Source organism: Actinomadura chibensis NBRC 106107 (assembly GCF_001552135.1).
GTDB classification, from domain to species: Bacteria; Actinomycetota; Actinomycetes; order Streptosporangiales; family Streptosporangiaceae; genus Spirillospora; species Spirillospora chibensis.
The window spans coordinates 17,410-42,289 of sequence record NZ_BCQP01000070.1 but is presented as its reverse complement, the minus strand read 5'-3'; the positions used below and the strand labels follow the sequence as shown (position 1 = coordinate 42,289).

The 24,880-nt window shown below is 73.6% G+C and carries 17 protein-coding genes; 10 read left to right on the top strand and 7 right to left on the bottom strand.

Annotated elements, in window-relative coordinates; translation table 11 throughout:
- The first annotated feature begins 58 nt into the window (after positions 1 to 58).
- The 6 genes from ACH01S_RS35590 (at position 59) to ACH01S_RS35565 (ending at position 11,117) form a co-directional block, all read left to right on the top strand.
- Positions 59 to 1,027: a DUF1702 family protein gene (locus tag ACH01S_RS35590; RefSeq protein ID WP_067902596.1), complete on the top strand. Its 969-nt coding sequence runs from the start codon at positions 59 to 61 to the stop codon at positions 1,025 to 1,027.
- Between the two features lie 94 nt (positions 1,028 to 1,121).
- Positions 1,122 to 3,107: a CRTAC1 family protein gene (locus ACH01S_RS35585; RefSeq protein WP_067902594.1), complete on the top strand. Its 1,986-nt coding sequence runs from the start codon at positions 1,122 to 1,124 to the stop codon at positions 3,105 to 3,107.
- Complete coding sequence (locus ACH01S_RS35580) at positions 3,104 to 4,111, top strand: hypothetical protein (RefSeq protein WP_067902591.1); 1,008 nt, start codon at positions 3,104 to 3,106, stop codon at positions 4,109 to 4,111. Before ACH01S_RS35585 ends, ACH01S_RS35580 begins: the two co-directional genes overlap by 4 nt.
- Positions 4,112 to 4,318: 207 nt before the next feature.
- On the top strand, positions 4,319 to 10,135 hold the full coding sequence (locus ACH01S_RS35575; RefSeq protein ID WP_067902588.1) for a type I polyketide synthase: 5,817 nt from the start codon (positions 4,319 to 4,321) through the stop codon (positions 10,133 to 10,135).
- 5 nt (positions 10,136 to 10,140) lie between these two features.
- Complete coding sequence (locus tag ACH01S_RS35570) at positions 10,141 to 10,584, top strand: acyl-CoA thioesterase (RefSeq protein ID WP_067902584.1); 444 nt, start codon at positions 10,141 to 10,143, stop codon at positions 10,582 to 10,584.
- A complete protein-coding gene (locus ACH01S_RS35565; protein WP_067902581.1) occupies positions 10,581 to 11,117 on the top strand; it encodes a flavin reductase family protein in 537 nt (178 codons plus the stop codon). Before ACH01S_RS35570 ends, ACH01S_RS35565 begins: the two co-directional genes overlap by 4 nt.
- 188 nt (positions 11,118 to 11,305) lie before the next feature.
- Here ACH01S_RS35565 and ACH01S_RS35560 read toward each other — a convergent pair whose 3' ends face one another.
- Complete coding sequence (locus ACH01S_RS35560; protein WP_067902579.1) at positions 11,306 to 12,079, bottom strand: helix-turn-helix domain-containing protein; 774 nt, start codon at positions 12,077 to 12,079, stop codon at positions 11,306 to 11,308.
- Positions 12,080 to 12,716: 637 nt separating this feature from the next.
- Here ACH01S_RS35560 and ACH01S_RS35555 point away from each other — a divergent pair.
- Complete coding sequence (locus ACH01S_RS35555; RefSeq protein ID WP_067902576.1) at positions 12,717 to 13,388, top strand: ScbR family autoregulator-binding transcription factor; 672 nt, start codon at positions 12,717 to 12,719, stop codon at positions 13,386 to 13,388.
- Positions 13,389 to 13,535: 147 nt separating this feature from the next.
- Here ACH01S_RS35555 and ACH01S_RS35550 read toward each other — a convergent pair whose 3' ends face one another.
- From ACH01S_RS35550 to ACH01S_RS35535, 4 genes are all read right to left on the bottom strand, one after another.
- A complete protein-coding gene (locus ACH01S_RS35550) occupies positions 13,536 to 15,161 on the bottom strand; it encodes a DHA2 family efflux MFS transporter permease subunit (RefSeq protein WP_067902573.1) in 1,626 nt (541 codons plus the stop codon).
- A gap of 16 nt (positions 15,162 to 15,177) precedes the next feature.
- Positions 15,178 to 15,984, bottom strand: a complete 807-nt coding sequence (locus ACH01S_RS35545) for a class I SAM-dependent methyltransferase (RefSeq protein ID WP_067902568.1) — start codon at positions 15,982 to 15,984, stop codon at positions 15,178 to 15,180.
- 124 nt (positions 15,985 to 16,108) lie between these two features.
- Entirely contained in the window at positions 16,109 to 17,758 is a 1,650-nt protein-coding gene (locus ACH01S_RS35540; RefSeq protein ID WP_067902565.1) for a helix-turn-helix transcriptional regulator, read from the bottom strand.
- A gap of 89 nt (positions 17,759 to 17,847) precedes the next feature.
- Positions 17,848 to 18,297: a pyridoxamine 5'-phosphate oxidase family protein gene (locus tag ACH01S_RS35535; RefSeq protein WP_218010516.1), complete on the bottom strand. Its 450-nt coding sequence runs from the start codon at positions 18,295 to 18,297 to the stop codon at positions 17,848 to 17,850.
- A gap of 269 nt (positions 18,298 to 18,566) precedes the next feature.
- On the opposite strand from ACH01S_RS35535, the gene ACH01S_RS35530 reads away from it, so the two are divergent.
- From ACH01S_RS35530 to ACH01S_RS35520, 3 genes are all read left to right on the top strand, one after another.
- Positions 18,567 to 19,106, top strand: coding sequence for a hypothetical protein (locus ACH01S_RS35530; RefSeq protein ID WP_067902562.1), 540 nt, complete (start codon positions 18,567 to 18,569; stop codon positions 19,104 to 19,106).
- Positions 19,107 to 19,266: 160 nt separating this feature from the next.
- Positions 19,267 to 20,613 (top strand): aminotransferase class V-fold PLP-dependent enzyme, encoded by a 1,347-nt coding sequence (locus ACH01S_RS35525; RefSeq protein ID WP_067902559.1) that lies wholly within the window; start codon positions 19,267 to 19,269, stop codon positions 20,611 to 20,613.
- A 48-nt stretch (positions 20,614 to 20,661) separates the two neighbouring features.
- On the top strand, positions 20,662 to 21,342 hold the full coding sequence (locus ACH01S_RS35520; protein WP_067902556.1) for a winged helix-turn-helix transcriptional regulator: 681 nt from the start codon (positions 20,662 to 20,664) through the stop codon (positions 21,340 to 21,342).
- Positions 21,343 to 21,408: 66 nt separating this feature from the next.
- Here ACH01S_RS35520 and ACH01S_RS35515 read toward each other — a convergent pair whose 3' ends face one another.
- Positions 21,409 to 22,893 carry a hypothetical protein gene (locus ACH01S_RS35515; RefSeq protein ID WP_067902553.1) on the bottom strand — a complete coding sequence of 495 codons (1,485 nt, stop codon included), beginning with the start codon at positions 22,891 to 22,893 and terminating at the stop codon, positions 21,409 to 21,411.
- A complete protein-coding gene (locus ACH01S_RS35510; protein ID WP_067902550.1) occupies positions 22,877 to 24,679 on the bottom strand; it encodes a hypothetical protein in 1,803 nt (600 codons plus the stop codon). Before ACH01S_RS35510 ends, ACH01S_RS35515 begins: the two co-directional genes overlap by 17 nt.
- Positions 24,680 to 24,880: the final 201 nt, after the last annotated feature.

Genomic DNA, 24,880 nt, shown 5'->3' with positions numbered 1-24,880 from the left:
GTCGGACCTGACCGGAGCCAGGCTGACTGTGAAGATGCCCGGGCGACAGGGAGGACCGATGCCGACGCTGTCAGGGACGCTTCGAGACCGGCTGCTGACCCCCGACCCGGCGGAGGCCACGTTCGCGAAAAGGGGATTCCACGAGCGCGACCCCCTGACCCGCGGCCACCTGGAGCAGGCGGGAGGCAACTTCCTCACCGGGTTCAAGCACGCCATGGTCAGCCGGGACCTGGGCGAGGCGGAACGGCTGTTAGGCACGGTCGAGCGCCCGTACCGGGGCTTCGCCTATGAGGGCGCCGCCATGGCGTTCGCGATCGTGGACGCGATCACGCCGTGGCGGTCGGCGAAGCTGCCGGAGTTCATCGCGGGCGCGGCCGACCGGCACGTCTACATGGCCAACGTCGGCGCGGGCTGGGCGATGGCGCGGCTGCCCCGCCCGCTCTGGCGCCGGATCAGGCTCCCCGACCCGCTGCTGCGCTGGCTCGCGGCCGACGGGTACGGCTTCCACCAGGCGTACTTCGCGACCGCGCGGCACGTCACCCGCCGCGAGCCGCCCAGCCTGAGGCTCCCCTGGCCGGACGCGGCGCGCTACGCCGCCCGCGCCGCCGACCAGGGCGTCGGCCGCGCGCTCTGGTTCGTGTGCGGCGGCGACGTGGAGCGCCTCGCCGCGACGATCGGCGGGTTCGGCCCCGGCCGCCGCGCCGACCTGTGGAGCGGCGCGGGGCTCGCCGCCACCTACGCGGGCGGCGTCGACGCCGCCGAACTGGAGAAACTGCGCAAGCTCGCGGCCGGGTTCCGCGCCGAGGTGGCGCAGGGCGCGGCGTTCGCGGCGGCGACGCGGCTGCGCGCGGGGCTCGTCGTCCCGCACACGGGCGTCGCGACCGAGGTCTTCTGCGGCTCGTCGGTGGAGGAGGCGTCGGCCGTCACGCAGGACGCGCTGCACGGCCTCCCCGCCGACGGCCCCATGCCCGCCTACGAGGTGTGGCGCAGGCGCATCCAGGCGGTGTACCGGCCCAGCGAGGGCTGACTCCCACGCCGTGACGGCGTTTCCCCCCGTAATCCTTCCGCCCTGGCATGCCCATGGGCGAAAGAAAATCACCGAACATCAGAGGAGGACGCAAATGGCCGTTCTTTGGACGCGAGGCCGGAGATTCGTCCCAGCGCTGGTCGTCGTCGTCCTGGCCACCGCGCTGTTCTTCGCGGCCCGGCTCCCCGAGGCGTCGAGCGCCGACCGGAACCGGATGGCCGACCGCTACAAGTTCACCGAGATGCCGATCGCGATGCCGCCCGGCTACACGCCGACGCGGACGATCCGGCAGGTGAACCCCGCCTACCACCACCTGCGGTCGTGGATCTCCGCGGTCGGCGCGGGCGTCGCCCTCAACGACCTGCGCGGCGACGGCCGCGAGGACGACCTCTGCATCGTCGACCCGCGCACCGACCAGGTCGTCGTCACCTACGCGCCGACGACGCCCGCCGCGGAACGCTACACGCCGTTCACCCTGAACCCGGCGCCGCTCCCGATGGGCCCGGCGATCGCGCCGATGGGCTGCACGCCCGGCGACTTCAACGGCGACGCCCGGATGGACCTGCTCGTCACCTACTGGGGGCGGACGCCGGTCATGTTCCTGGCGAAGTCCACCGCGAAGGCCCCGGCGGCGTCGTCGTACGAGCCGGTCGAACTCGTCCCCTCGGGCACCGTGGACGGCTCCTACCGCGGCCCGAAGTGGCACACCAACACCGTCAACGTCGCCGACTACGACGCGGACGGCCACCCCGACATCCTGATCGCCAACTACTTCCCCGACTCCGACGTCCTGGACCCGCAGGGCCAGAAGAACGTGCAGATGAACGCGTCGATGTCGAACGCCAAGAACGGCGGCGGCGCCCACGTCATGCGCTGGCACGACGGGTCGGCGGGCGAGCACCCGACGGCGCGGTTCGCCGAGGTGACCGCCGCGATCCCGCACGAGCAGGCGACGGGCTGGGCGCTCGGCGCGTCGAGCGCGGACCTGTCCGGCGACGGCCTCCCGGAGCTCTACATCGCCAACGACTTCGGCAAGGACCACCTGTTCAGCAACGTCTCCAAACCGGGCGCGATCAAATTCAAGGAGGTCCTCGGAACGCGCCACCCGCACACGCCGAAATCGTTCGTCCTCGGGAAGAGCTCGTTCAAGGGAATGGGCATCGACTTCGCCGACCTGAACGGCACCGGCCGTTTCGACATGGTGGTCAGCAACATCACCACCGCATGGGGCCTTGAGGAGAGCAACTTCGCCTGGATCAACGAGGCGAAGAACGAGTCCGAAATGGCGCGGATGCTCGCCCGCGGCGAGGCGCCGTTCGAGCAGAAGGCGCGCGAGCTCGGCTTCGCGTTCACCGGCTGGGGCTGGGACGTGAAGGCCGGCGACTTCCTCAACAGCGGACGGCCCGACATCGTCCAGGCGGAGGGGTTCATCAAGGGGAAGATCAACCGCTGGCCGTGGCTGCAGGAGATGGCCATGACCAACGACGACCTCTACACCGACCCGAAGATGTGGCCGGACATCCAGCCCGGCGACGACATCGCGGGCTCGCAGCCCATCGCGTTCTACGCCCGTCCCGAGGACGGCGGCGCGTTCGTCAACCTCAGCAAGGACCTCGGGCTCGACGTCCCCATCCCGACGCGGGGCATCGCGATCGCCGACACGCGCGGCATCGGCGCCCTGGACTTCGCCGTCGCGCGGCAGTGGGGCCCGCCCGCGTTCTACGCCAACAACTCGCCCGGCCGCGGCAAGCACCTCGGCCTGCGGCTCTACCGGCCCGCCGCCGACGGCGCGGACAAGGGCGGCATGCGGGCGCTCGGCGCGCCCGCCTACGGGACGACGGTCCGCGTCCGCACCGCGGACGGCCGGACGCGGATCGCCCGGTTGGACGGCGGCGGCGGGCACAGCGGCAAGCGCGGCTTCGAGGTCGACTTCGGCCTCGGCGGCGCGAGCGGCCCGGTGTCGGCCGAGCTGCGCTGGCGGGACGCCCGGGGCGGTCCGCACACGCAGACGCTCAGCCTCGCGCCGGGCACCCACGACCTTCTCTTGGACGGAACCGCACAGGAGGTTCAGCGCCGATGACATCGACGCCGTTGACATCCACCTCGTCCGCGGCGGCCGCGCCCGCCACCGCCCCGCCGGCCGACGCGGCGGCGCCCGCGACCGCCGCCCCGGCCGCCCCGGCGAAGCCGAAGCCGGACGTCCGCTACCTCGCGCTGCGCAACTTCGCCATCTCGCTGACCGTCTTCAACATCCTCGGATACACCGTCCTGGGGTTCGAGCAGGCGTGGCTCTGGCCGATCCTCGCGGCCCTCACCGGATACACGGCCGAACTGGGCTTCGAATGGATCAGCGCGTGGGCGGAACGGCGCAGCCCCCGCTACCGGGGCCGGGGCGTGCGCGGCCTGTACGAGTTCCTGCTCCCGGCGCACATCACCGCCCTCGCCGTCAACATGCTGCTGTACGCCAACGACCAGTGGTGGCCGGTCATGTTCGGCGTCGTGGTCGGGGTGGGCGGCAAGCACGTGTTCAAGGCGCCGGTGAACGGGCGGATGCGGCACTTCATGAACCCGTCCAACTTCGGCATCACGGTGACGCTGCTGTGCTTCGGGTCGTGGGTCAGCATCGCGCCGCCCTACATGTTCACCGAGTACGCGGGGACGCTGTTCCGGGTCCTGATCCCGCTGGTCATCATCACCGCCGGGACGGTCATCAACTCGATGCTCACCGGCCGCGTGCTGCTGATCGTCGGCTGGGCGGGCGGGTTCGCGATCCAGGCGCTCGTCCGGCACTGGATCTGGGACGCCCCCCTCTACACCGGGCTCGCGGTGATGACCGGCGTCGCGTTCGTGCTGTTCACCAACTACATGATCACCGACCCGGGGACGACGCCGTCCAAGCCGCTCCCGCAGTTCATGTTCGGCGGCAGCGTGGCGTTCGTCTACGGCGTGCTCATGCTGTTCAACGTCGTGTACACGCTGTTCTTCGCGACGTCGATCGTGTGCGCGGCACGCGGCATCGGCTGGTGGGTCGCGCACTGGCGGGCCCGCCGGAGCGCGCTGCGCGAATCCGCCGGGCACAATTAATTACGCCATTATGAAACGTCGTTATCCAATACCGAAGCACAACGGAAGAAGACGGTCGGTTTGTCCTGGTGCATGCTGAAAAAGCCGGGCCGGATCAATTGCGAGGCAAATAAATTCGATGGCCACCCGATGCGGGCCCGAATCCGGCCCGGCCGCCGCGGCGACCGCCGCGGGCCGGTTGGGAACTCGGAAAGAAGGCATCGCATCATGGTCGGGATCGCCGTCGTAGGAATGGCCTGCCGTTACCCGGACGCCGCCTCCCCGCGGGAGCTGTGGGAGAACATCCTCGCCGGACGGCGCGCCTTCCGGCGGCTGCCCGACGAGCGGATGCGGCTGGCGGACTACTGGGACCCCGACCCGGCGGCGCCGGACCGTTTCTACGCCCGGAACGCCGCCGTCATCGAGGGCTACGAGTTCGACCGGGTCGGGCACCGGGTGGCGGGCAGCACGTTCCGCTCCACGGACCTGACGCACTGGCTGGCGCTGGACGTCGCCGACCGGGCCCTCGCCGACGCGGGCTACCCGCGCGGCGAGGGCCTGCCGAAGGAGACCACGGGCGTGGTCGTCGGCAACACCCTCGCGGGCGAGTTCACCCGCGCGAACCTGATGCGGCTGCGCTGGCCCTACGTGAAGCGCGTCGTCGGCGCCGCGCTCCTCGACCAGGGCTGGCGGGAGGACCAGCTGGCGGGCTTCCTCGACCGGCTGGAAGACGTCTACAAGAGCCCGTTCCCCGCGATCGACGAGGACACCCTCGCGGGCGGCCTCGCCAACACGATCGCCGGGCGGATCTGCAACCACTTCGACCTGAACGGCGGCGGCTACACGGTGGACGGCGCGTGCTCGTCCTCGCTGCTGTCGGTGGCGACCGCGTGCCGGGCGCTGCGCGACGGGGAGGCGGACGTCGTCATCGCGGGCGGCGTCGACCTGTCCATCGACCCGTTCGAGATCATCGGGTTCGCCAAGACGGGCGCGCTCGCCCGCGGCGAGATGCGCGTCTACGACAAGGCGTCCAGCGGGTTCTGGCCGGGCGAGGGCTGCGGGATGGTCGTGCTGATGCGCGAGGACGACGCGGCCGCGGCGGGCCGTCCCGCGCACGCCCGCATCGCCGGGTGGGGCATCTCCTCCGACGGGCGGGGCGGGATCACGCGCCCCGAGGTCGGCGGGTACCGGCTGGCGCTGAGCCGCGCCTACGAGATGGCGGGCTTCGGCATCGACACCGTCGGCCTGTTCGAGGGCCACGGCACGGGCACCGAGGTCGGCGACAACACCGAGCTGACGGCGCTGTCGGAGGCGCGGGCCGAGGCCATGAACGGGTCCGGCGGCCCGCCGGCGGCGGTCGGCTCCATCAAGGGCATGATCGGGCACACCAAGGCGGCGGCCGGGGTGGCCGGGCTGATCAAGGCGGTGCTGGCGGTGCGCGAGCAGGTGCTGCCGCCGACGGCGGGCTGCGTCGACCCGCACCCGCTGCTCACCGCCGAGTCCGCGCCGCTGCGGATGCTGCGCAAGGCCGAGCCCTGGCCGGACGGCGGGCCCGTCCGCGCCGGGGTCATGTCGATGGGGTTCGGCGGCATCAACACCCACATCGTGGTCGAGGGGATGGAGGAGCGCACGCGGCGGTCCGCGTCCCTGCCCGGGCCCGCGCGCGAGCTGGCCGCGTCGGCGCAGGACGCGGAGCTGCTGCTCGTCGACGGCGCCACCCCGGACGAGCTGCGCGACCGGCTGAAGCAGCTCGCCGACTGGGTGCCGCGCCTGTCCTACGCGGAGATCGGCGACCTCGCCGCCGCGCTGCAGCGGCGGCTGCGCGACCTCCCGTACCGGGCCGCCATGGTCGTCTCCTCGCCGGAGGACGCGGAGCGCCGCCTCGGCGAGGCGCTCGCCGCGCTCGACGCGGGCGAGGACGTCCCGGTCACGGCGGACGGGCGGCTGTTCGTCGGCCGCGCGTCCGGCGGCTGCCGGATCGGCTACCTGTTCCCGGGCCAGGGCTCGGGCCGGGGCACCGGCGGCGGGGCGCTGCGCCGCCGGTTCGCCGAGGTCGAGGACGTCTACGACGCGGCGGCGCTGCCCGCGTCCGGGGACATGGCCGCGACCGCCGTCGCGCAGCCGCGCATCGTCACCGGGACGCGGGCCGGGCTGCGCGCCCTCGCGCTGCTCGGCGTGCGGGCGTCGGTCGCGGTCGGGCACAGCCTCGGGGAGATCTCCGCGCTGCACTGGGCCGGGGCGCTGGACGGCGAGACCCTGCTCCGCGCCGCCGTCGCCCGCGGCCGGATCATGACCGAGCGGTCCTCGTCCGGGACGATGGCCGGGATCGGCGCGCCCGCCGAGGCGGTGGAGCCGCTGATCGGCGACCTGCCCGTCGTCGTCGCCGGGTACAACGGGCCCGCGCAGACCGTCGTCGCGGGCGAGCGGGACGCGGTCGAGGCGCTCACCGCCCGCGCGCGGGACGCCGGGCTGCGCACCATGGCCCTGCACGTGTCGCACGCCTTCCACTCGCCGCTCGTCGCCCCGGCGGCGGACGAGTTCGGCGCCTGGCTCGACGGGGAGCGGTTCGGGCCGCTCGCCCGCCGCGTCGTGTCCACGGTGACCGGCGACGTGCTCGGCCCGCGGACCGACGTCCCGGACCTGCTGCGCCGCCAGATCACCGCGCCGGTCCGGTTCGCGCAGGCGGTGGGGCTCGCGGCCAAGGAGGTCGACCTGTTCGTCGAGGTCGGCCCCGGCCGGGTGCTCTCGTCCCTGCTGCCGGAGGTCGCCGACGTCCCGGCCGTGGCGCTCGACACCGACGCCGAGTCGCTGCGCGGGCTGCTGCGCGTCGCGGGCGCCGCCTACGTGTCCGGCGCGCCCGTCGACCACGCCGCGCTGTTCCGGGGACGGCTCACCCGCCCGCTGGAGATCGGTGCGGAGCAGGCGTTCTTCACCAGCCCGTGCGAGAAGGCCCCGACGGTGCGGTTCGCCGACGTCCCGCCCAAGGACCCCGCGGTGAACGGGCGGGCCGCGACCGAGAACGGTTCCGCCGGGGACGGGGCCGCCGACGGCGTGTCCGGGGTCGAGCTGCTGCGGCGGCTCGTCGCCGAGCGCGCCGAGCTGCCGGTGGAGATGGTGTCCGACGACAGCCACCTGCTGGACGACATGCACCTCAGCTCGATCACGGTCGGCCAGGTGATGAACCAGGCGGCGCGGTCGCTCGGCGTGCCGGTCGCGCAGTCGCCGCTGAACTTCGCCACCGCGACGATCCGGGAGCTGGCCGAGACGCTGGAGGCGCTCGCCGCCGGGGCGCCGGACGGCGCGCCGCCCGCCGCCGTCGAGGGCGCGGAGGCGTGGGCGCGCCCGTTCGCCGTCGACCTGGACGAGGTCCCGCTGCGCGCCCCGTCCGAGCGGACGGACGAGGCGGGGGAGTGGACGCTGTGGGCCGACCCCGGCGACGACCTCGCGAAGCCGCTGCGGGACGCGCTGCGCAGCGCCGGGCTGGGCGGCGGCGTCCTCGTCTGCCTGCCCGAGCGCTGCGCGGAGGAGCACCTCGCCCTCGCCCTGGAGGGCGCGCAGGCCGCGCTCGCCGGACCGCCGGACGGGCGGTTCGTCCTCGTCCAGCACGGGCGCGGCGCGGCGGGCCTCGCGAAGACGCTGCGGCAGGAGGCGCCGAAGCTCCGGGTGACGGTCGCGGACGTCCCGGCGAGCGTCGAGGCGGTCGACTGGGTCGTCGCCGAGGTCGCGGCGACCGGCGGGTTCAGCGAGGCGCACTACGACGCGCGGGGCGTCCGGCGGGTGCCGACGCTGCGCCCGCTGCCGGTCGAGAGGGCCGGGACGGCGACGCCGCTCGACGCGACCGACGTCGTCCTCGTCACCGGCGGCGGGAAGGGCATCACCGCCGAGTGCGCGCTGTCGCTGGCGGCCGAGACGGGCGCGCGGCTCGCGCTGCTCGGACGCTCCGACCCGTCCGCCGACGCCGAGCTGTCGGCGAACCTGCGCCGGATGACGATCGAGGGCGCGACCGCCCGCTACTTCCGCGCCGACGTCACCGACCCCGAGCGGGTCGAGGCGGCCGTCGCCGAGATCACCCGGACGATGGGCCCGGTCACCGCGGTCCTGCACGGCGCCGGGCGCAACGAGCCGCGCGGCCTCGCCGACCTGGACGCCGCCGCCATCCGCGACGCGTTCGCGCCCAAGATCGACGGGCTGCGCAACGTCCTCGCCGCGACCGGCCGCGACCGGCTCCGCCTGCTCGTGACGTTCGGCAGCATCATCGGCCGCGCCGGGCTGCGCGGCGAAGCCCACTACGCGACCGCCAACGAGTGGCTCGCCGACCTCACCCGCGAGCTGGCCGAGGAGCGGCCCGGCTGCCGCGCCGTCTGCATGGAGTGGTCGGTCTGGTCGGGCGTCGGGATGGGGGAGCGGCTGTCGGTCGTCGAGTCGCTCGCCCAGGAGGGCATCACCCCGATCACCCCGGACCAGGGCGTCGAGATCATGCGCCGCCTCGTCACCGACCCGGACGTCCCCGCCGTCACCGTGATCAGCGGCCGGACGGGCGGCGTCGACACCGTCCGGCGGGACGCGCCGCCGCTGCCGCTGCTGCGGTTCGTCGACCGGCCGCTCGTCCGCTACCACGGCGTCGAGCTGGTCGCCGAGGTCGAGCTGAACCCGGGCACCGACCGCTACCTCGCCGACCACCGGGTGGACGGCGACCTCCTGTTCCCGGCGGTGCTCGGCATGGAGGCGATGGCGCAGGCCGCGACCGCCGTCACCGGGCGGACGGGCGTGCCGGTGATCGAGCAGGCGGAGTTCCCGCGGCCGATCGTCGTCCCGCCGGACGGGTCCACCACGATCCGGATCGCCGTCGTCGTCACCGGCGCCGACACCGTCCGCGCCGTCATCCGCAGCAGCGAGACCGGGTTCGCGGCCGAACATTTCCGCGCGGTGCTGCGCGTCCCCGCCGAGGGCGAGGCCAGGGCCGGGGCGGTGCCGGACGGCCCGCCCTACCCCACCGGCGACGAACTGCCGGGCGTCCCGCTCGACCCGGCGACCGACCTGTACTCCGGGCTGCTGTTCCAGGGCGACCGCTTCCAGCGGCTCCGCCGCTACCACCGCGCCGCCGCCCGCTGGGTGGAGGTCGACGTCGCCCTCCAGGACACCGACTGGTTCGCCGGGTTCCTGCCCGGCGACCTCGTCCTCGGCGACCCCGGCATGCGCGACGCGCTCATGCACGGCTGCCAGGTCTGCGTCCCGGACGCCACGCTCCTGCCCATCGGCATCGACCGGCTCCACCCCGCTGGTCCTGAGGTCGCGTCGGGCACTGGCGAGCTGCGGTTCTGCGCGACCGAGCGGTACCGGGACGGCGACACCTACGTGTACGACATCGCCGTCCGGACGGGCGCCGGGGAGGTCGTGGAGCGCTGGGAGGGGCTGCGGCTGCGGGCCGTCCGCAAGAACGAGCGGCCCGAGTCCTGGGTCGCCCCGCTGCTCGGCGCCTACCTGGAGCGGACCGTCGAGGACCTCGCTGGCGTCCGCGCCGCCGTCGCCGTCGAGCCCGTCGTCGACCCCGACCGGACCCGCGAGCACCGCGCCCGCACCGCCCTCGCGGCGGGCCGCGCGCTCGGCCGCTCCGCGCTCGTCACCTACCGGCCGGACGGCAGGCCGGGCCTGCGCGACGGGCGGACGGTCTCGGCGTCCCACGGCGCGGGCCTCACCCTCTGCGCGGTCGGCGACGGCCCGCTGGCCTGCGACGTCGAGCCGGTCGCCGGACGGGCGGCGGCCGACTGGGCCGACCTGCTCGGCGCGTCCGCGCCGCTCGCCGCGCTGCTCACCACCGCGATGGACGAGGACGCGGACGCGGCCGGAACCCGGGTCTGGGCGGCGCTCGAATGCCTCCGCAAGGCGGGCCTGCCGCCGGACTCGCCGCTCTCCCTGCTGCACGCGCGGCCGGGCGGCTGGGCGGTCCTGTCGTCCGGCGGGCTGTCGGTCTGCACCCTCGTCACCACGCTGCGGGACGTGCCGGGCCCGGTCGTCCTCGCGATCCTCACCGAAGGGCGGTCATAGTCCCCATGGCGGAGTATTTCGAGTACCTCCACACGGTCGGCTTCGAGGAGACGAACCTCGTCGGCAACGTCTACTACGTCAACTACCTGCGCTGGCAGGGACGCTGCCGGGAGATGTTCCTCAAGCGGAGGGCCCCCGAAGTGCTCGCCGACCTCCAGGACGACCTGAAGCTGTTCACCCTCCGGGTCGACTGCGAGTTCTTCGCCGAGATCACCGCGTTCGACGAGCTGTCCATCCGGATGCGGCTGATCGAGCTGGCGCAGACGCAACTGGAGTTCGGGTTCGACTACGTCCGGCTCGGCGACGGCGGCGACGAGACGCTCATCGCCCGGGGCCGCCAGCGCGTCGCGTGCATGCGCGGGCCCAACGGGCGGACGGCCCCGGCGCGCGTCCCGGCCGCCCTCGTCCGCGCGCTGGAGCCGTACGCGCAGGTGGGGAGCCCGGTGTGAGCGCGCAGCCGTACGCGTCCGGGGAGCTCGGCGCGGAGGCGGTGCGCCGGACGCTCGGCGCCTTCGCCACCGGCGTGGTCGTCATGACCGTCGGCGGCGAGACCCCGCACGCGATGACGGCGAACTCGTTCACGTCGGTGTCGCTCGACCCGCCGCTGGTGCTCGTCTGCGTGGGCCACGACGCGGTCATGCACGCCTGCATGGAGGGCGCCGAGCACTTCGGGATCTCCGTGCTGGCGGCGCACCAGCACGCGCTCGCCCGGCACTTCGCCGACCGGGGGCGCCCGCTCGGCGCGGCGCAGTTCGAGTCGGTCGACTGGTCGCCCGGTCCGGCGACCGGCGCGCCCGTGATCGGCGGCGCGCTGGCCGCGCTGGAGTGCGAGGTCTGGCGGCGCTACGAGGGCGGGGACCACTCCATCTTCGTGGGGCGCATCCTCTCCCTGGAGCGGCGCCCGCATGACGCCGCGCTGCTCTTCCACGCCGGGCGGATGCTGTCCCTGGACCACGCGCGGTCGCTGCCCCGGCCGTCCTGACCCGCGAGAACGGCCCCGGCCCGCGGCGTGTCTCGCGGCGGACCGGGGCCTCGTCAGAGCGTGGCGGGTCGGCGGTGGCGTGGTGACCGGGCGTGGTGACCGGGCGTGGTGGGCGGCGTGGTGGGGTCGGCGTGGAGAGTCGGTGTCGTCGTTTCGGTGGGAGCGGTTCGGCGGGTCGTGTCGGCTGGTCAGATGGCGGCGGTGGCCATGCCGCGCGGCTCCAGCGGAGCCAGCAGGATCGGCGGGTCGAGGGGCGTCGCGGGCCGCAGCCGGACGTCCGCCGACGGCGCCACGCTGCCGGGATGGACGACGATCGGCCCGTTGACGCCCACGGCCGGGGTGCGGTCGCGGGCGGGGCCGCCGGGCCGCCGCGCGTCCCCGTCGTCGGTGTGGTTCATCTCGGAGCAGGCGAGCACGTGCCATTCGCCCGGCGGCACGTTCCGCAGCGAGTACGGGCCGGGGCCCGGCAGCTCGGCGCACCGCACCGGCCAGCCCTGCGGGATCGCGTCCGGGAAGAGCCCCACGAACGTCTGGTGGCCGTGCATGCCGTCGGGGAGCGTCACCGTCCCGTGGATGGTGGCGGACCCCTGGTCGTCGTGGCGGCGGGCGGAGATGCCGTCGCGCGGCGGCGTCCCCCCGGTCTCCCGGTAGACGCTCGGGGCGACGCCGACGTTGATCTTGAACCGGGAGCTGAAGGTGCCGACGCTGGAATAGCCGACGCGGTTGCTGATGTCGGCGATGCTCAGCTTCGTGTCCGTCAGCAGGCGCTTCGCCTCCTCCAGCCGGAGCGCCGACAGGAACCTGCCCGGCGACGTCCCGGTGGAGTCCCGGAAGATCCTGGAGAAATGGAATTTGCTGAACATGGCGATCCTGGCCATGTCGTCGATCGTGATCGGTTCCCCCAGGTTCTCCCGCATCGCGTGGATCACGCGTGCGATGGACCGCTCTACGCTGTCCTCCATCGTGTCCCCCTGTTGGGTGTCGTGCACGTTCCAGATATTGCGGACGACCCGCCGCGGCCTGCGCGGCGGGATGTCATTCGTCCCCCGGAACGCGGACCTTGTCCGCGTGTATTGCCAAGCTATGGAGAACGGCACACCCCCCATGCGGCCCGATGCCGCCGCCGCGTCCGCCCATGGCGTTGCCGGAGGCCCATCGGTGATCAACTCTGGACTGCGGTTCGACATTTGCTACGACCACTCTCAGTGAGGAGCCATGCTTGCCGAGTAGCAATTCGGCTCTACTCGCGCGGGGAGCTCAGTTCCCATTCATTTAAAACCGGCGAGTTGGTTTTTGCAAGCGCCAGATGTGGCCAGCTTCACCTTCCGGTCGTATTGCGGGGCCAGGGGTTGATCAACTGGCTGGTCTCTGGTATTCCTCGCGGCCGGATCGGCGAGTCCGATTACCGCTGTTGCAAGTGGCGCATTTCCGCAGGTCCTAGGCCTGGTTACCGACGGTCATTATGGCGGCTTGAGGCATGTCCGTATCGGGACACTTCCTTAGTGTGACTGCCTATTGATTATTATCGTGGAAACGGGCATTGTTGACTACACGCAACACGAGTCACCAGGTTCCCGTCGGCTGATAGAGGTGTCCCAGATGCAGGAACGGGCCAGCCGAACCCGCCTCCAGATACTTCGCGCGGCCGCCGAGCTGTTCGAGGCCAAAGGGTATGCGGGGGCCCGGCTGGACGAGATAGTGGCGCGTCCAAAAATGAGCAAAGGCGCGCTCTACTTCCACTTCTCCTCTAAAGAGGCGCTCGCCACCGCGATCCTCGACGAGTATCGCGAGCTATGGCCCTCACTGATCAACAGGCTGCGCCCCGAGTTCCCCCGCGCGATGCCTCTTCTGTTCGCCCTCTCCGCCGAACTCGCCGGCCGCTTCCGCGCCGACGCGATCGTGCGCGCCGGAATTCGCCTCACCATCGAGCGGAGCCTGATCTCGCCTTCGGTGCGCTCCCTCTTCCAGCATTGGGCGGACGAGGTCGGGGAATTGCTCCGGGAGGCCCGCGCGCAGGGCGACCTCGCTCCCGATGTCGAGGTCGAGGCGGTGGCCGGTTTCCTGGTCGCCGCGTTCACCGGCTGCCAGCAGGTCTCCGCCGCGATGGGGGACCGCGACGAGCCGCGGCGCTGCGTCCGGACGATGTGGGTCTCGCTGCTCCCCGGACTCGTCGAGCCCGGCCGGCTGCCGGAGATGCGGCGGCTGCTGGCCGAGGTGACCGACGACGGCGCGGCGCCCGAGGTCATGGCGCTCTACACCACGCGGTCCTGAGCCCCGCACCCCCGAACCGCACGCCCCCGAACCGCGCACCCCTGAACCACGCACCCCTGAACCACGCGTCGCCGGGACACGCGTACGCGGCGGTTCCGCCGGGCCGGATCGCCCCGGCGGAACCGCGCGCACTTGCCGACCGGCGTCTCACCCCACCGGGTCCTGTTGCTGGCGCGGGGGCATGGCCTCCGCCGCCTCGGCGGACTTCGCCGCCTTCGCCGCCCTGGCCCGTTTGGGCAGCAGCAGGAAGGTGGGGGCCACCACCAGCAGCAGGATGATGAGCATGTAGAGCGTCGGACGTTCCGCCGCGGCGAACGCCGCGCTGTAGGCGTCGTGCGTCAGCCGCTGGACGAGGCCGGCGTCGCCGCCGGGACCGGCCTGCTGGCCGGAGGCGAACCCGCCCTCGCCGACCGCCTCGCTGAGCTGCGAGACGAACGGTCCCCGCTTCTCCGGCGGCAGTTGCCGCGCGACCCGCTCGGCCTCGCCGGTGATCTGGTGCGCGAGGCCCGTGCTGAGCGCCGCGCCGACGACCGCGATGCTGAGCGCCCCCATCATCTGGCGGCTGCTGTTGAACACGCCGGACGCGGCGGCGACGAGGCGCTCGGGCAGGTCGATCATCGCCTCGGTCGTGGCCGGGGCCATGACGAACGCGACGCCGACGCCGACCACGAGCAGCGGCAGCAGGAAGTCGGTGGACGTCGAGGTCGCCGACTCCACCACCGCCATCGCGCCGAACCCGGCCGCGAGGACGAGCAGCCCGCCGAAGATCAGGTAGCGGGCCCCGGTCCGGTCGGTCAGCCGGCCCGCGACGGCCGCGAAGATGCCCATGGCCAGGGCCATCGGGACGTAGGTGAGGCCGGTGCGCAGCGCGCTGTGCCCCGACACCGACTGCAGGTGGAGCGTGACCAGCAGCGTCACCCCGTACATCGTGAGGTACATGACGGAGTTGAGCAGCGTGGCGATGGTGAAGGCGCGGTAGCGGAAGAGGTTCAGCGGCAGCAGCGGCTCCGGGTAGCGCCGCTCCCACCAGACGAACGCGACCAGGATCAGGGCGCCCACGACGATGATGCCGGGGATCGTGATGACGCCGGTCACCTGCCCCCAGTCGTAGCGCTGGCCCTCGATGAGCCCGTAGGTGATGGCGCCGAGCCCGGCGGTGACGAGGAGGACGCCGATGAGGTCGAACCGGTGCCGGTTCGCCGGTCTCGCGTCAGGCACGAACAGCAGCGTCAGCACGATCGCCGCCGTGCAGACCGGCACGTTGATGTAGAAGATCCAGCGCCAGCTCCAGTCGTTCAGGATGAGGCCGCCGAGCACGGGCCCGCTCATCGCGGAGATGCCGATCGTCCCCGTCATCACGCCCATCGCCGCCCCGCGCCGTTCGGCCGGGAAGATGTCGGAGATGAGCGTCATCACCTGCGGGACGAGCAGCGCTCCGGTCACTCCCTGCAGGAACCGGGCGAGCACCAGTTGCGTGACGTTCTCCGAGACGCCGCAGAGGCCGGAGGCCACGAGGAACCCCACCAGGCCGACCAGGAACATCCGGCGGGCGCCGAGCACGTCGCCGAGCCGCCCGCCGGTGACCAGCAGCGCGGCGTTCACCAGGACGTAGCCGTTGACCACCCACAGCACGTTGTCCATGTCGCCGTTGAGGCCCGCGGCGAGGCTCGGGAGAGCGACGTTGACGATGGTCGCGTCCAGCGAGACGACGAGCATCCCGAGGCTGAGGGTGGTGAGGACCACCCCCGGGTGCTTCAGCTCGGTCGAGGTCATGTCAGTCCTCCGGCTCTCAGGCCTTGACGACGATCGTTTCGAGGTAGTCCGCGTGGGCGACCAGCGTGCCGTCGGATGCCTGGTTGCCCGCGCTCCACACCGCGACCATGTCCGCGTGCAGCGCCTTGCGGCGCTCGTCGTCGAGACGCTCGAACGCGCCCCGCGCCGGGCCGTACCAGGCGCGGAAGTACTCGACCGCGAACTCGACGGACGGGTGCCGGAAGGGCTGGGCCTTGCGGACGGTGTCGACCGACCGGGCGCGGCCGCCGAAGAGCTCGCGCGCCCGCGCCGGGGTGCCCCACTCGAACGGGGACCGCAGCCCCGGCGGCGGCTGGATGTACTTGCCGATGGTGGCGGCGTACTCGCCGATGATCCCGTCCGGGCACCAGGCCAGCACGCCGATCCTGCCGCCGGGCCGGACCACGCGCAGCAGCTCGTCGGCGGCCCGCTGCTGGTCGGGCGCGAACATGGCGCCGAAGGTGGACACCGCCACGTCGAAGTACTCGTCCTCGAACGGCAGTTCCTGGGCGTCCGCCGTGTGGGTCTCCAGTTTCAGGCCCTCGGCCGACGCGAGCCGCTCGGCCTTGACGAGCCCCTCGGGTACGAAGTCGGTGGCGATGACCTCGCAGAACCGGCGGAGCGCGGCGATCGAGGTGGTCCCCGTCCCGGCGGCCACATCGAGGACGCGTTCACCCGAGTGCAGGTCGAGCGCCTCGCACAGCGACTCCGCGTATATCGGCGGCGTATGGGCGGCCAGTTTGCTCAGGTCCCCCAGGGACCAGGCCTTCTGCTGGGCCTGCGTCACGATGGCGTATTCGGTCATGCTCGCGACGCTACGGGCGGCGCCCCGGTGGCGGCTTCGACCGAGCGGGCCAACCGCCGCCCCCCGGGGAGTGGCCCGAACGGGCCATGCCCCCGGCGGAACCGGCAGCGTGGGGGCGGGAGGCTCAGAGCAGGTCGACGCGTGAGGCGTAGGCGACGGCGGCGGCGCGGGACGGGAGGTCGAGCCGGGTCAGGATGTTCGCCACGTGCCGCTTGACGGTGTGCTCGCTCAGCACGAGCCGTTCGGCGATCTCGCGGTTGGTCAGCCCCACCGCCAGCAGCCGCAGGATCTCCACCTGGCGGGCCGTGAGTTCGAGGGTGGACGTCCGCCGTGCCAGCCCGACCAGCCTGCTCGCCCGGCGGGCGTCGGCGATCGCGCCGAGCCGCTCGAAGGTCTCCTGCGCGGCCAGCGCCTCCTGGGCGGCGGCCCCGGTGCGCCCGCCGTCGGCGAGCGCGGCGGCGAGGTCGAGCCGGGCCCGGGCCGCGTCGTAGGGTCCGCGGGCGCTCTCGAACAGCTCGACGCCGCGGGTGAGCAGGGTGATGGCCTGGTCGGTGTCCCCCCGCATGCCCCAGCCGACGCCCTGCGCCCACAGCGCCGACGCCTGGAGGGCCTCGCCGCCGACGTCCTCGGCGATCTCGATCAGCTCCTTCGTCGCGCCGGGGAGGAGGTCGGGGCGCTTCGCCGCGGCGGCGGCCCTGACGAACACCTCCAGCACCGGGCCGCGCTCCAGGCGGTCCTCGCCGGAGATGCCGTCCAGGACGCGTTCGAGGACGTCGACGGCCTCCTGCGCGTCCCCCCGGTCCAGCAACAGCTCGGCCTTGCCGAGGCGGGCCGCCGGGAGGGAGCGGCCGCGCTCGAAGAGCTCGGCGGCCTCGTCCCAGTGGCCCTGGCGGCGGCGCAGCTCGCCGAGGCGCGCCCAGGCCTCCGAGGCGAACCGCGGGCGCTGCTCCTGGAGTTCGTCCGCGGCGCGCAGGAGCTGGGTCTCGGCCTCGTCCCAGTCGCCGCGCCACAGCAGGACGGTGCTGTAGTGGGTCCGGCACCGGGCGAAGGGCGACCCGAGGTCGTACCGGCGGCAGAAGTCCATCACCCGGCCGCACCACTGCTCGGCGCGCTCCCAGTCGCGGGTCTGCTCGCACCCCTGGACGAGGTAGCAGGTGGGGATCCAGACCGAGCCGACCTCGCGCACCTCCCCGGCGAGCGCGGCGGCGGCCGCCTCGTCCAGCAGCCGCATGCCCTCGCCGATCCGGCCCTGGCTCACGTGGGCGGTGCCGCTGAGCGCCATGCCCTGGATCTCCAGGTCGGGCGACTGAAGCCGGCCGCCGATCGCCATCGCCCGCTCCGCGTAGGCGATCGCGTCGGTGAGCTCGCCGCGCAGCCGCGCGGCCATGCCCTCGAACAGGGCGAGGAGGCCGTGCTCCTCGCTCTCGGGCAGGTTCGCGAGGAGCCGTCTGGCCCGCTGGAACCAGCCCTGCGCGACCGCGGCCTCGCCCCTGAACTGGACCGCTCCGTTGCCCAGCCAGGCCGACACCCGGGCCGCGCCGCAGTCGTCGCCGACGGCGCGGTAGTTGCGGTACGCCTGCTCGTACCGCTCGGTCATCTCGGCGTCGTCGTCCAGCCACCAGGCGGCCGCCGCGGCCCCTTCGGCGGCCGAGGCCTCGGCGGCGGGCTCCAGCGGGGCGGCGAGCGCCGCGGCGAACCTCGCGTGGGCCTCCCGCCAGGCCCCGCGCCGCAGGAGGTCCCACCCCTCTAACAGAACGCCCTCGGTTGCCGTCACAAGGCCATCATCGCTTACCAGGGCCCGGGCGGCATCCATCGGGAGGGCGGCAGTTGATCAACGATGTCCGGGGGCGCGGGGGGCTCCGGTCACGGCCAGTCGGTCTGGTCCTGCGACAGCCAGTTCTCCGGGCGCATGTCGACCGCGATCATCATGGGCGTGGCCTCGGCGGTGGCCTGGACGAAGGCGTCGCCGAAGTCCGGGCCCAGATAGCGCGCGGCGAGCCGCCTGCGCTCGTCCGGGGTGACCGCCTCCTGGATGGAGACCGGCCCCTCCACGGTCACGTACCGGTAGGGCGGTTCCGGCGACTGGACGCAGAGGGTGACGCGGCCCGCCCGGCGGATCATCTCGGCCTTCGGGCTGTCCCCGCGCGTGATCACGCGGACGTCGCCGCCGGGCTCGTAGGCGTACCAGATCGGCAGGGCCAGCGGCCCCCGCCCCTCCCGGGAGACGGTCAGCACGGCGATGTGCGCCTCCGCGAGGTACTTCTCCCGCGCTTCCGGGCTCATCTGGGGCGGTCGGGTCAGTTCCTGCGTCACAGCCGGTTCCTTTCGTCGAAGCCGCCGCGGGGGAACGGCCACTGGACTACGGCGATGGACGCTACGGCGCGCCGGGAGCGGCCGGCTTCGCCTGCGCGGGCCATTCGGAACGGCGGCGTGTGGCTCGATCGGGCCATGCCCTGGCCGCGCCCTTCAGTAGAGGGACGGAACCCGGCCCGATGACTATCCAAACGTGTAGCAATCTGAGAGATGACGCCGTCTCGGAGGGCGAATCACTATGTATTTACACACCGATTGGAGGGGTTTCCATGACCCAGACCGCCACCATCCTCGGCAGCAAGCACTTCGCGGGCGTCCGCCTCGACGGCGAGATCACCCTGCACTTCCTGCAGGGCGAGACGTTCGACTGCCGCAACGTCGAGGGCATCAGCGGCGTTCGCACCGCGTCCGAGATCACCCGCGACGCCGACGGCCGTCCGCAGGTCGCCCTCGAGCGTCTGCTCACCCACTTCCACAGTGACGAGGCCGACATCCTCATCGAGCAGAACCACGCCCGCCAGAACAAGGGCACCCTGACCGGCCACGGCGAGGAGCTGCTGCCGGGCACCGCGACGTTCGAGCAGTACCTGCTGATCACGGTCGGCGACAAGGTCTACGCGAACCGCGACGCCCTGGTCATGACGTCCACCGACGTCTCCGAGTGGGCGCCGGTCGGCTCCACCTTCACCTCGAAGGCCGCCGTGGACTTCTACGCGGTGGACGAGGTCGACGACGCCGACGCCAAGCCGGTCCTCACGCTGGCCGCCAAGTGCGCCGCCGAGATCCGCGACGAGTTGAGCCTCGGCTGAGCTCCCACCGCGGTGAGCTGAGCTTCGGCTAGCTCTCAGTGGGCAGAGGAGGCCCCCGGATGGCATCGGGCCGGGGGCCTCTTCTCACGTTTCGCCAAGAGCCTTCCTCCCCGCCGCCGCCCGGTGCCGTCCCGATGCCGTCCGACGCGAGGAGTTCGCCGTGATCCGCAGGTACGTCAAGCTGAGCCGGAGGGCCGTGATGCGCGGCGCGCTCGCGGGCGCCGGGATGTCCCTCGCCGGGCCGGGCGCGGCGGCGCTCGCCGCGGGCCCCGGCGGACCGGGAGCCGGGGGAGCGGGCGGCGGGCGCTTCGACCCGGGCGACTGGGCGTCGGTCCGGGCGCAGTTCCCGCTGAACCGCCGCCACCTCCAGTTCACGGCCTACTACCTCGCCGCGCACCCCGCGCCGGTCGCGGCCGCGATCGACCGGCACCGCCGCGCCCTCGACCGGGACACCGCGATCTACGTCGAGAGCTTCGACGCGCGGCAGCAGGAGGTGCGCAAGGCGGCGGCGGCCTTCCTCGGCGGCGGCCCCGACGAGATCGCGCTCACCGACAGCACCACGATGGGACTCGCCCTCCTCTACGCCGGGCTCCGCCTGAAGCCGGGGGACGAGGTGCTCACCACCGAGCACGACTTCTACGCGACGCACGAGTCGCTCCGCCTGCGCACGGCGCGCGACGGCGCCGCGGTGAAGAAGGTCCGGCTCTACGAGGACCCGGCCGCCGCGTCCGCCGACCAGATGGTCGCCCGGCTCCGCGCCGGGATCACGCCGCGGACCCGGGCCGTCGCCGTCACCTGGGTCCACTCCGGGACGGGCGTGAAGCTCCCGGTCCGCGCCGTCGCCGACATGGTCGCCGACGCCAACCGCGGACGGGACGAGGCCGACCGCGTCCTGCTCTGCGTCGACGCCGTGCACGGCTTCGGCGCGGAGGCGCCGACCCCGCTCGAACTCGGCTGCGACTTCTTCGTCACCGGCACCCACAAGTGGCTGTTCGGCCCGCGCGGGACCGGCGTCATCTGGGGCGCCAAGGCGGCCTGGGCCCGGATGGACCCGACGATCCCGAGCTTCTCGATGCCCGCGCTGCTCGGCTGGTGGAGCGGCAGGCCGCCGGAGGGCCCGGCGGCGGTGCTCACCACGCCCGGCGGGTTCCACACCTACGAGCACCGCTGGGCGCTGCCCGAGGCGTTCGCGTTCCACCGCGCGATCGGCCCGGCCCGGATCGCGGCGCGCACCCGCGAGCAGGCGACCCGGCTGAAGGCCGGCCTCGCGGGCATGCGGCACGTCACGCTGCTCACGCCGCGCGACCCGGCCGTGTCGTCGGGTCTCGTGTGCTGCAACGTCACCGGGCGCAAGCCGGACGACGTCGTCACCGAACTGCGCGAGGAGCACGGCATCGTCGCCAGCGTCACCCCGTACCGCGACCAGGCGCTGCGGTTCGGGCCGAGCATCGTCACGACCCCGGCCGAGGTGGACGCCGTCGTCCGCGCCATGGCCCGGCTGGGGTGAGGCGCCGTGCTCGCCCCCGCCGACCGCCGGGAAGTATATGATCGTGAAGTGCCGGTACGGGAGAAGCAGGCCGAGAGCGGGCGCCGCCGCCGCGCCTACGGCCAGTACTGCGGGCTCGCCGGGGCGCTCGACGTGATCGGCGAGCGGTGGTCGCTGCTGATCGTCCGCGAGCTGCTCACCGGCCCCTGCCGCTACAACGAGCTGCTCGCCAGCCTGCCCGGCATCGGCACGAACCTGCTGGCCGCGCGGCTGCGCGGGCTGACCGAGGCGGGCGTCGTGCGGCAGGTCCCGCGGCCCGGCTCCAAGGTGCGGGCGTACGAGCTGACCGAGCTCGGCGCGGGGCTGCGCGGCGCCGTGCTGGAGCTCGCCCGCTGGGGGCTCGGCGTCCTCGGCACGCCCGGCGCGGAGGACGAGGTGCGCCCGCGCTGGGGCGTGCTGGCGCTGGAGGCGATGATCGTCCAGGACGCGGCGGGCCCGGACGAGACGTACGAGTTCCGCGTCGACGACGAGGTCTTCCACATCCGCGTCGCGGACGGCGCCGCCGGGGTCGTGCAGGGCCCGGCGCCCGGCGAGCCGGTGCTGGTCGTCCGCACCGACGCGCTCACCTTCGTCGAGATCGGCGCCGGGCGGCTCAGCCCCATCGAAGCGACGCTGACCCGGCGCCTGGTGATGGACGGCACCGACCAGGCGATCATCCGCTGCTCGCGGCTGCTGGGCCTCACGGCCTGACCCGCGTGAGCGGTCGCCGCCCGGTCGGCGCTTCGTTTTCGTATTGCGTTTCCCCGGCCCGTCCGCTCAGTGGAGCGGGCCGGTGGCGACGGTGATCGTCCCGCCGGGGAGCCAGCTCGTGCCCGAGTGCGGGTGCCGCGCGAGCACGGCGGGCGGCATGAGGTTGACGAGCGACGCCGAGTACAGCCGGGCCGGGCCGGTGTCGGCGGTGCCCCGCCAGGCGCGGTACCCGGCGGCGGCCGGCGTCTCGTCCGGGAACCGCGACCGCAGCTCGGCGGCGTACCGCAGCGGCCCGGGGTCGCGCGGCGAGAACCGCAGCGGCAGCATCTGCCCCGCCGGGACGGCGAGCAGCGGCGCGTTGAGCAGCCACGGCGCGAGGTAGGCGCCCTGCCCGCGCAGCGCGCCCCGGGCCATGGCGCGGAGCGTCGCGTCCGCCCCCGACCAGCCCGCCACGACGACGACCGGACGGTCGGCCGCCGCCTTCGCCGCGACCTTCACCCCGGCCTTCGCGCAGGCGTCCCGCACGACCCGTTCCGCCGCCGCCGAGCGCGGCGACCCGTCGCCCACCAGGTGGACGGACCGGACCTTCCGCCCGGCGACGAACGCGACCGTCGCGCGCAGCGCGTCCGCGTCCGCCGCGTCGAGCCGGTCGGCCGGGCACGCGGCGGCCGCGCCGCGCGTCCCCGCGACGAGCGCGCCGAGCGCGGCGCTCGCGCATTCCGGACCGTCGGTGCGCAGCCGCGGCGACGCGGGCCGCCCGCGTCCGGTGTCGACCGCGACGGCCGCCGTCCGCCCGCCCGACCCGACGTACAGCGTGCCGCGGCCGGACGGCAGCCACACCGTCCGCCAGGTGCCGGACGCGCCCGGCACCCGCTCCGTGGCGCCCAGCCGGTCGGGCGACGTCCCCACCGAGACCGGGGCGTCGCCCGCGTGGACGAGGTTCCACCCCGGCCGCTGCGGCGTCACGAGGATCGAGGGGTGCGCGCCGCCGACCGCGACGTCGCGCAGCAGCGGCTCGCCGGGGGCGGCGCGGTAGCGGTCCGGCGCGGCGGCGGTGAGCGAGCCGCCCGCGACGATCGCCGCGAGCGCGCCCGCCAGCACCGCGCCGGCCGCGACCGAGCGCCGGGGGTGCGGGAGCAGGCGCGGCGCCGCGAGCGCGACCGCCGCGAGGCCGAGCGCCGGGACGACGCGGTCCACGGCCACGAGGGCGCCGACCGCGCCGACCGCCGCCGCGACCGACACGGCGACCGTCACCCGGCGGGACGGCGGCCCGGTGCGCGGCCGGAGCAGCGCGGCGGCCGCGACGGCGGCGGTGGCGAGCAGCGCGACGACGCGGATCGCCGTCGTGAGCCAGCCGCCGCCGGACACCGCGCCGTGCCCGCCGTGGCCACCGTCCGCCCAGGCCGCCGCCGGGGCGAGGAGAACGAGCGCCACCCCGAGCGCGGCCGTCCGCACCGCTCCGCGCGCCGCCGCCCGCGCCGCGGCGGACGGCGGGCGGTGGGACGGCCGCGCACGTTCCCGGCCGTGCCCGACGTCAGCGGACGTCGGCATCGGAGACCGCGAACAGGACGCCGTGCGGCCGGGCGTCGCCGGTCGCGCCGTGCGGCCACTGGGCCCGGTTGAACTCCACGCACGGGTGGCCGGTGCGCTCGTCCTTGAACCGCTTGTCCAGGGACAACTGCTGGCTCGGCGAGATGCTCACCATGCAGACCCGGTGGTCGCCGTCGAACGGCGTCGCCGCGACGAAGTAGTTCGCCATCGCGAGCCGGTCCGGCCGCCGCGTCTCCCGGTAGAGGCCGTCGCGGCCCGGCCGGAAGTTGTCCAGCGCCGCCCAGTGCGGGCCGCCGGACGTCGGGTCCTCGATCGGCAGGACGCTCACCAGCGACGGGCAGTCGGGCTCGCGGCCGCCGCGGGTCGTCTCCTCCAGCGTGTCGATGCTGCACTGGGTCTTCTTGCCCGACGCGACGAGCTTGCGGATGTCGAGCACGTACACCATGCCGGTGTTCTTGCCGCCGGACGACTCGTCCCCCCGGCGCATGACCGTGTGGTACAGGTACTTGTCGTCCGCGCTGGTCTGGAGCCAGGCGCCGCCGTCCATGCCGACGCGGTTCTCCAGTTGCGGGGCGAGGCGCGTGAACGCGGTGGTGTCGTCGAACACCTCGCGCCACTTCGGCTTCGGGTCGGTGATGTCGGGCGTGTAGAAGATGGACGCGCCGCCCATCGTCGACGCGAACGCGCCCCGGTGCCGCCGCTCGTTGGTGACGGTCGTCTCCATCACGACGCGCGGCTCCTCGTAGGTCCCGAACGGCTCCTTGCGCGGGCCGTCCGGCAGGTGCGAGACCGACAGCAGCCGCGGGCGGTCGCGCTTCGCGATGTCGTAGATCCGCACCGTGTCGCGGGTGATGTAGAAGTCGGCGGGCGGCGTCCCGAGCAGGTTGCGGACCTCGGCGAAGTCGCTGGTGATGAGCCGGTTCAGGTCCTCGCGCGCCTGGATGCCGTGCGGGTTCGCGCAGCTCGGCGGGTCGAGCTGCGGGATGCTGTGGCAGGTCTCCGCCTCGGGCCCCTTCGTGGCCGCCGGGTACTCGACCCGCACCTTGCCGGTCTGGTCCAGCCGGAGCACCTCGCCGGGGGTGCCGCCCGCGCCGTTGCCGATCCGCGTCTCGCCGTGCGTGTAGGTGCAGGGGCCGGACACGTTGGGGCCGCCCATGTAGGCGCCGTAGGCGGTGCCGTCCTTGAGCGTCCAGAAGGCGTCCGGGACGGTCCCGCAGGGCGTGTCGGTCGGCGTGACGACGCCACTGAGCTTGATCTTGGGGAGCTGGCCGACGTCGAACACGTACGTGGTGTCGCTGAGCAGCCCGCCCGCGAACACCTTGTCGCCCTTGTGCCACACGTACTGCATGTGGTGCGGCTCGTTCTGCAGCGTCGGGCCGAGGGTCGCCGTGTTGACGACCTTGCCGTAGTCGGGGGAGCCGCGCGTCGCGTCGATCACGGCGAGGAAGTCGGGGTCGGCCGAGCCCTTCGCGCCCGCCCTCCCGTGCGCGGCGTGGCCCCTGCCGCCCGCCTCGGGGCCCGCGTCGCCCGTCCAGACGAGCAGCCACTCCTTGCGGTGGCCGCGCCCGTCCTTCCCGCGGACGACGTGGTTCGTGACCGTGTAGGTGGTGCCGTCGCTGCCCTTGAGGCTGGACGTGCTGACGGCCGCGTCGGGGGCGCCGGCGTCCGCGCCGGCGGCGGGCTGGAACCCGACGCCGGCCACCAGCAGGCCGGCGGCCGCCGCCCCGAGCGCGGCGAGCGCGGGCGTTCTTCGGCGCGGGAACGAGCGCGGTGGAATGCTGGCCATGACCTTCTCCTGTGTTTCCGCAGCGGGATCGCCAATTGGCGTCAATTTACTACACGAATAACCGCCTTCCTAGCTTGGGAAATCAATCACTGTGTTTTATAACCGGGTTATTCAACGGGCCGCCGAGTGAGCAATCCAGAAGATGGACAAGGGCCCGGCGGATTACTTTGCTTGGCGCTGTGGGGGTGCCGCGAAGAGGAG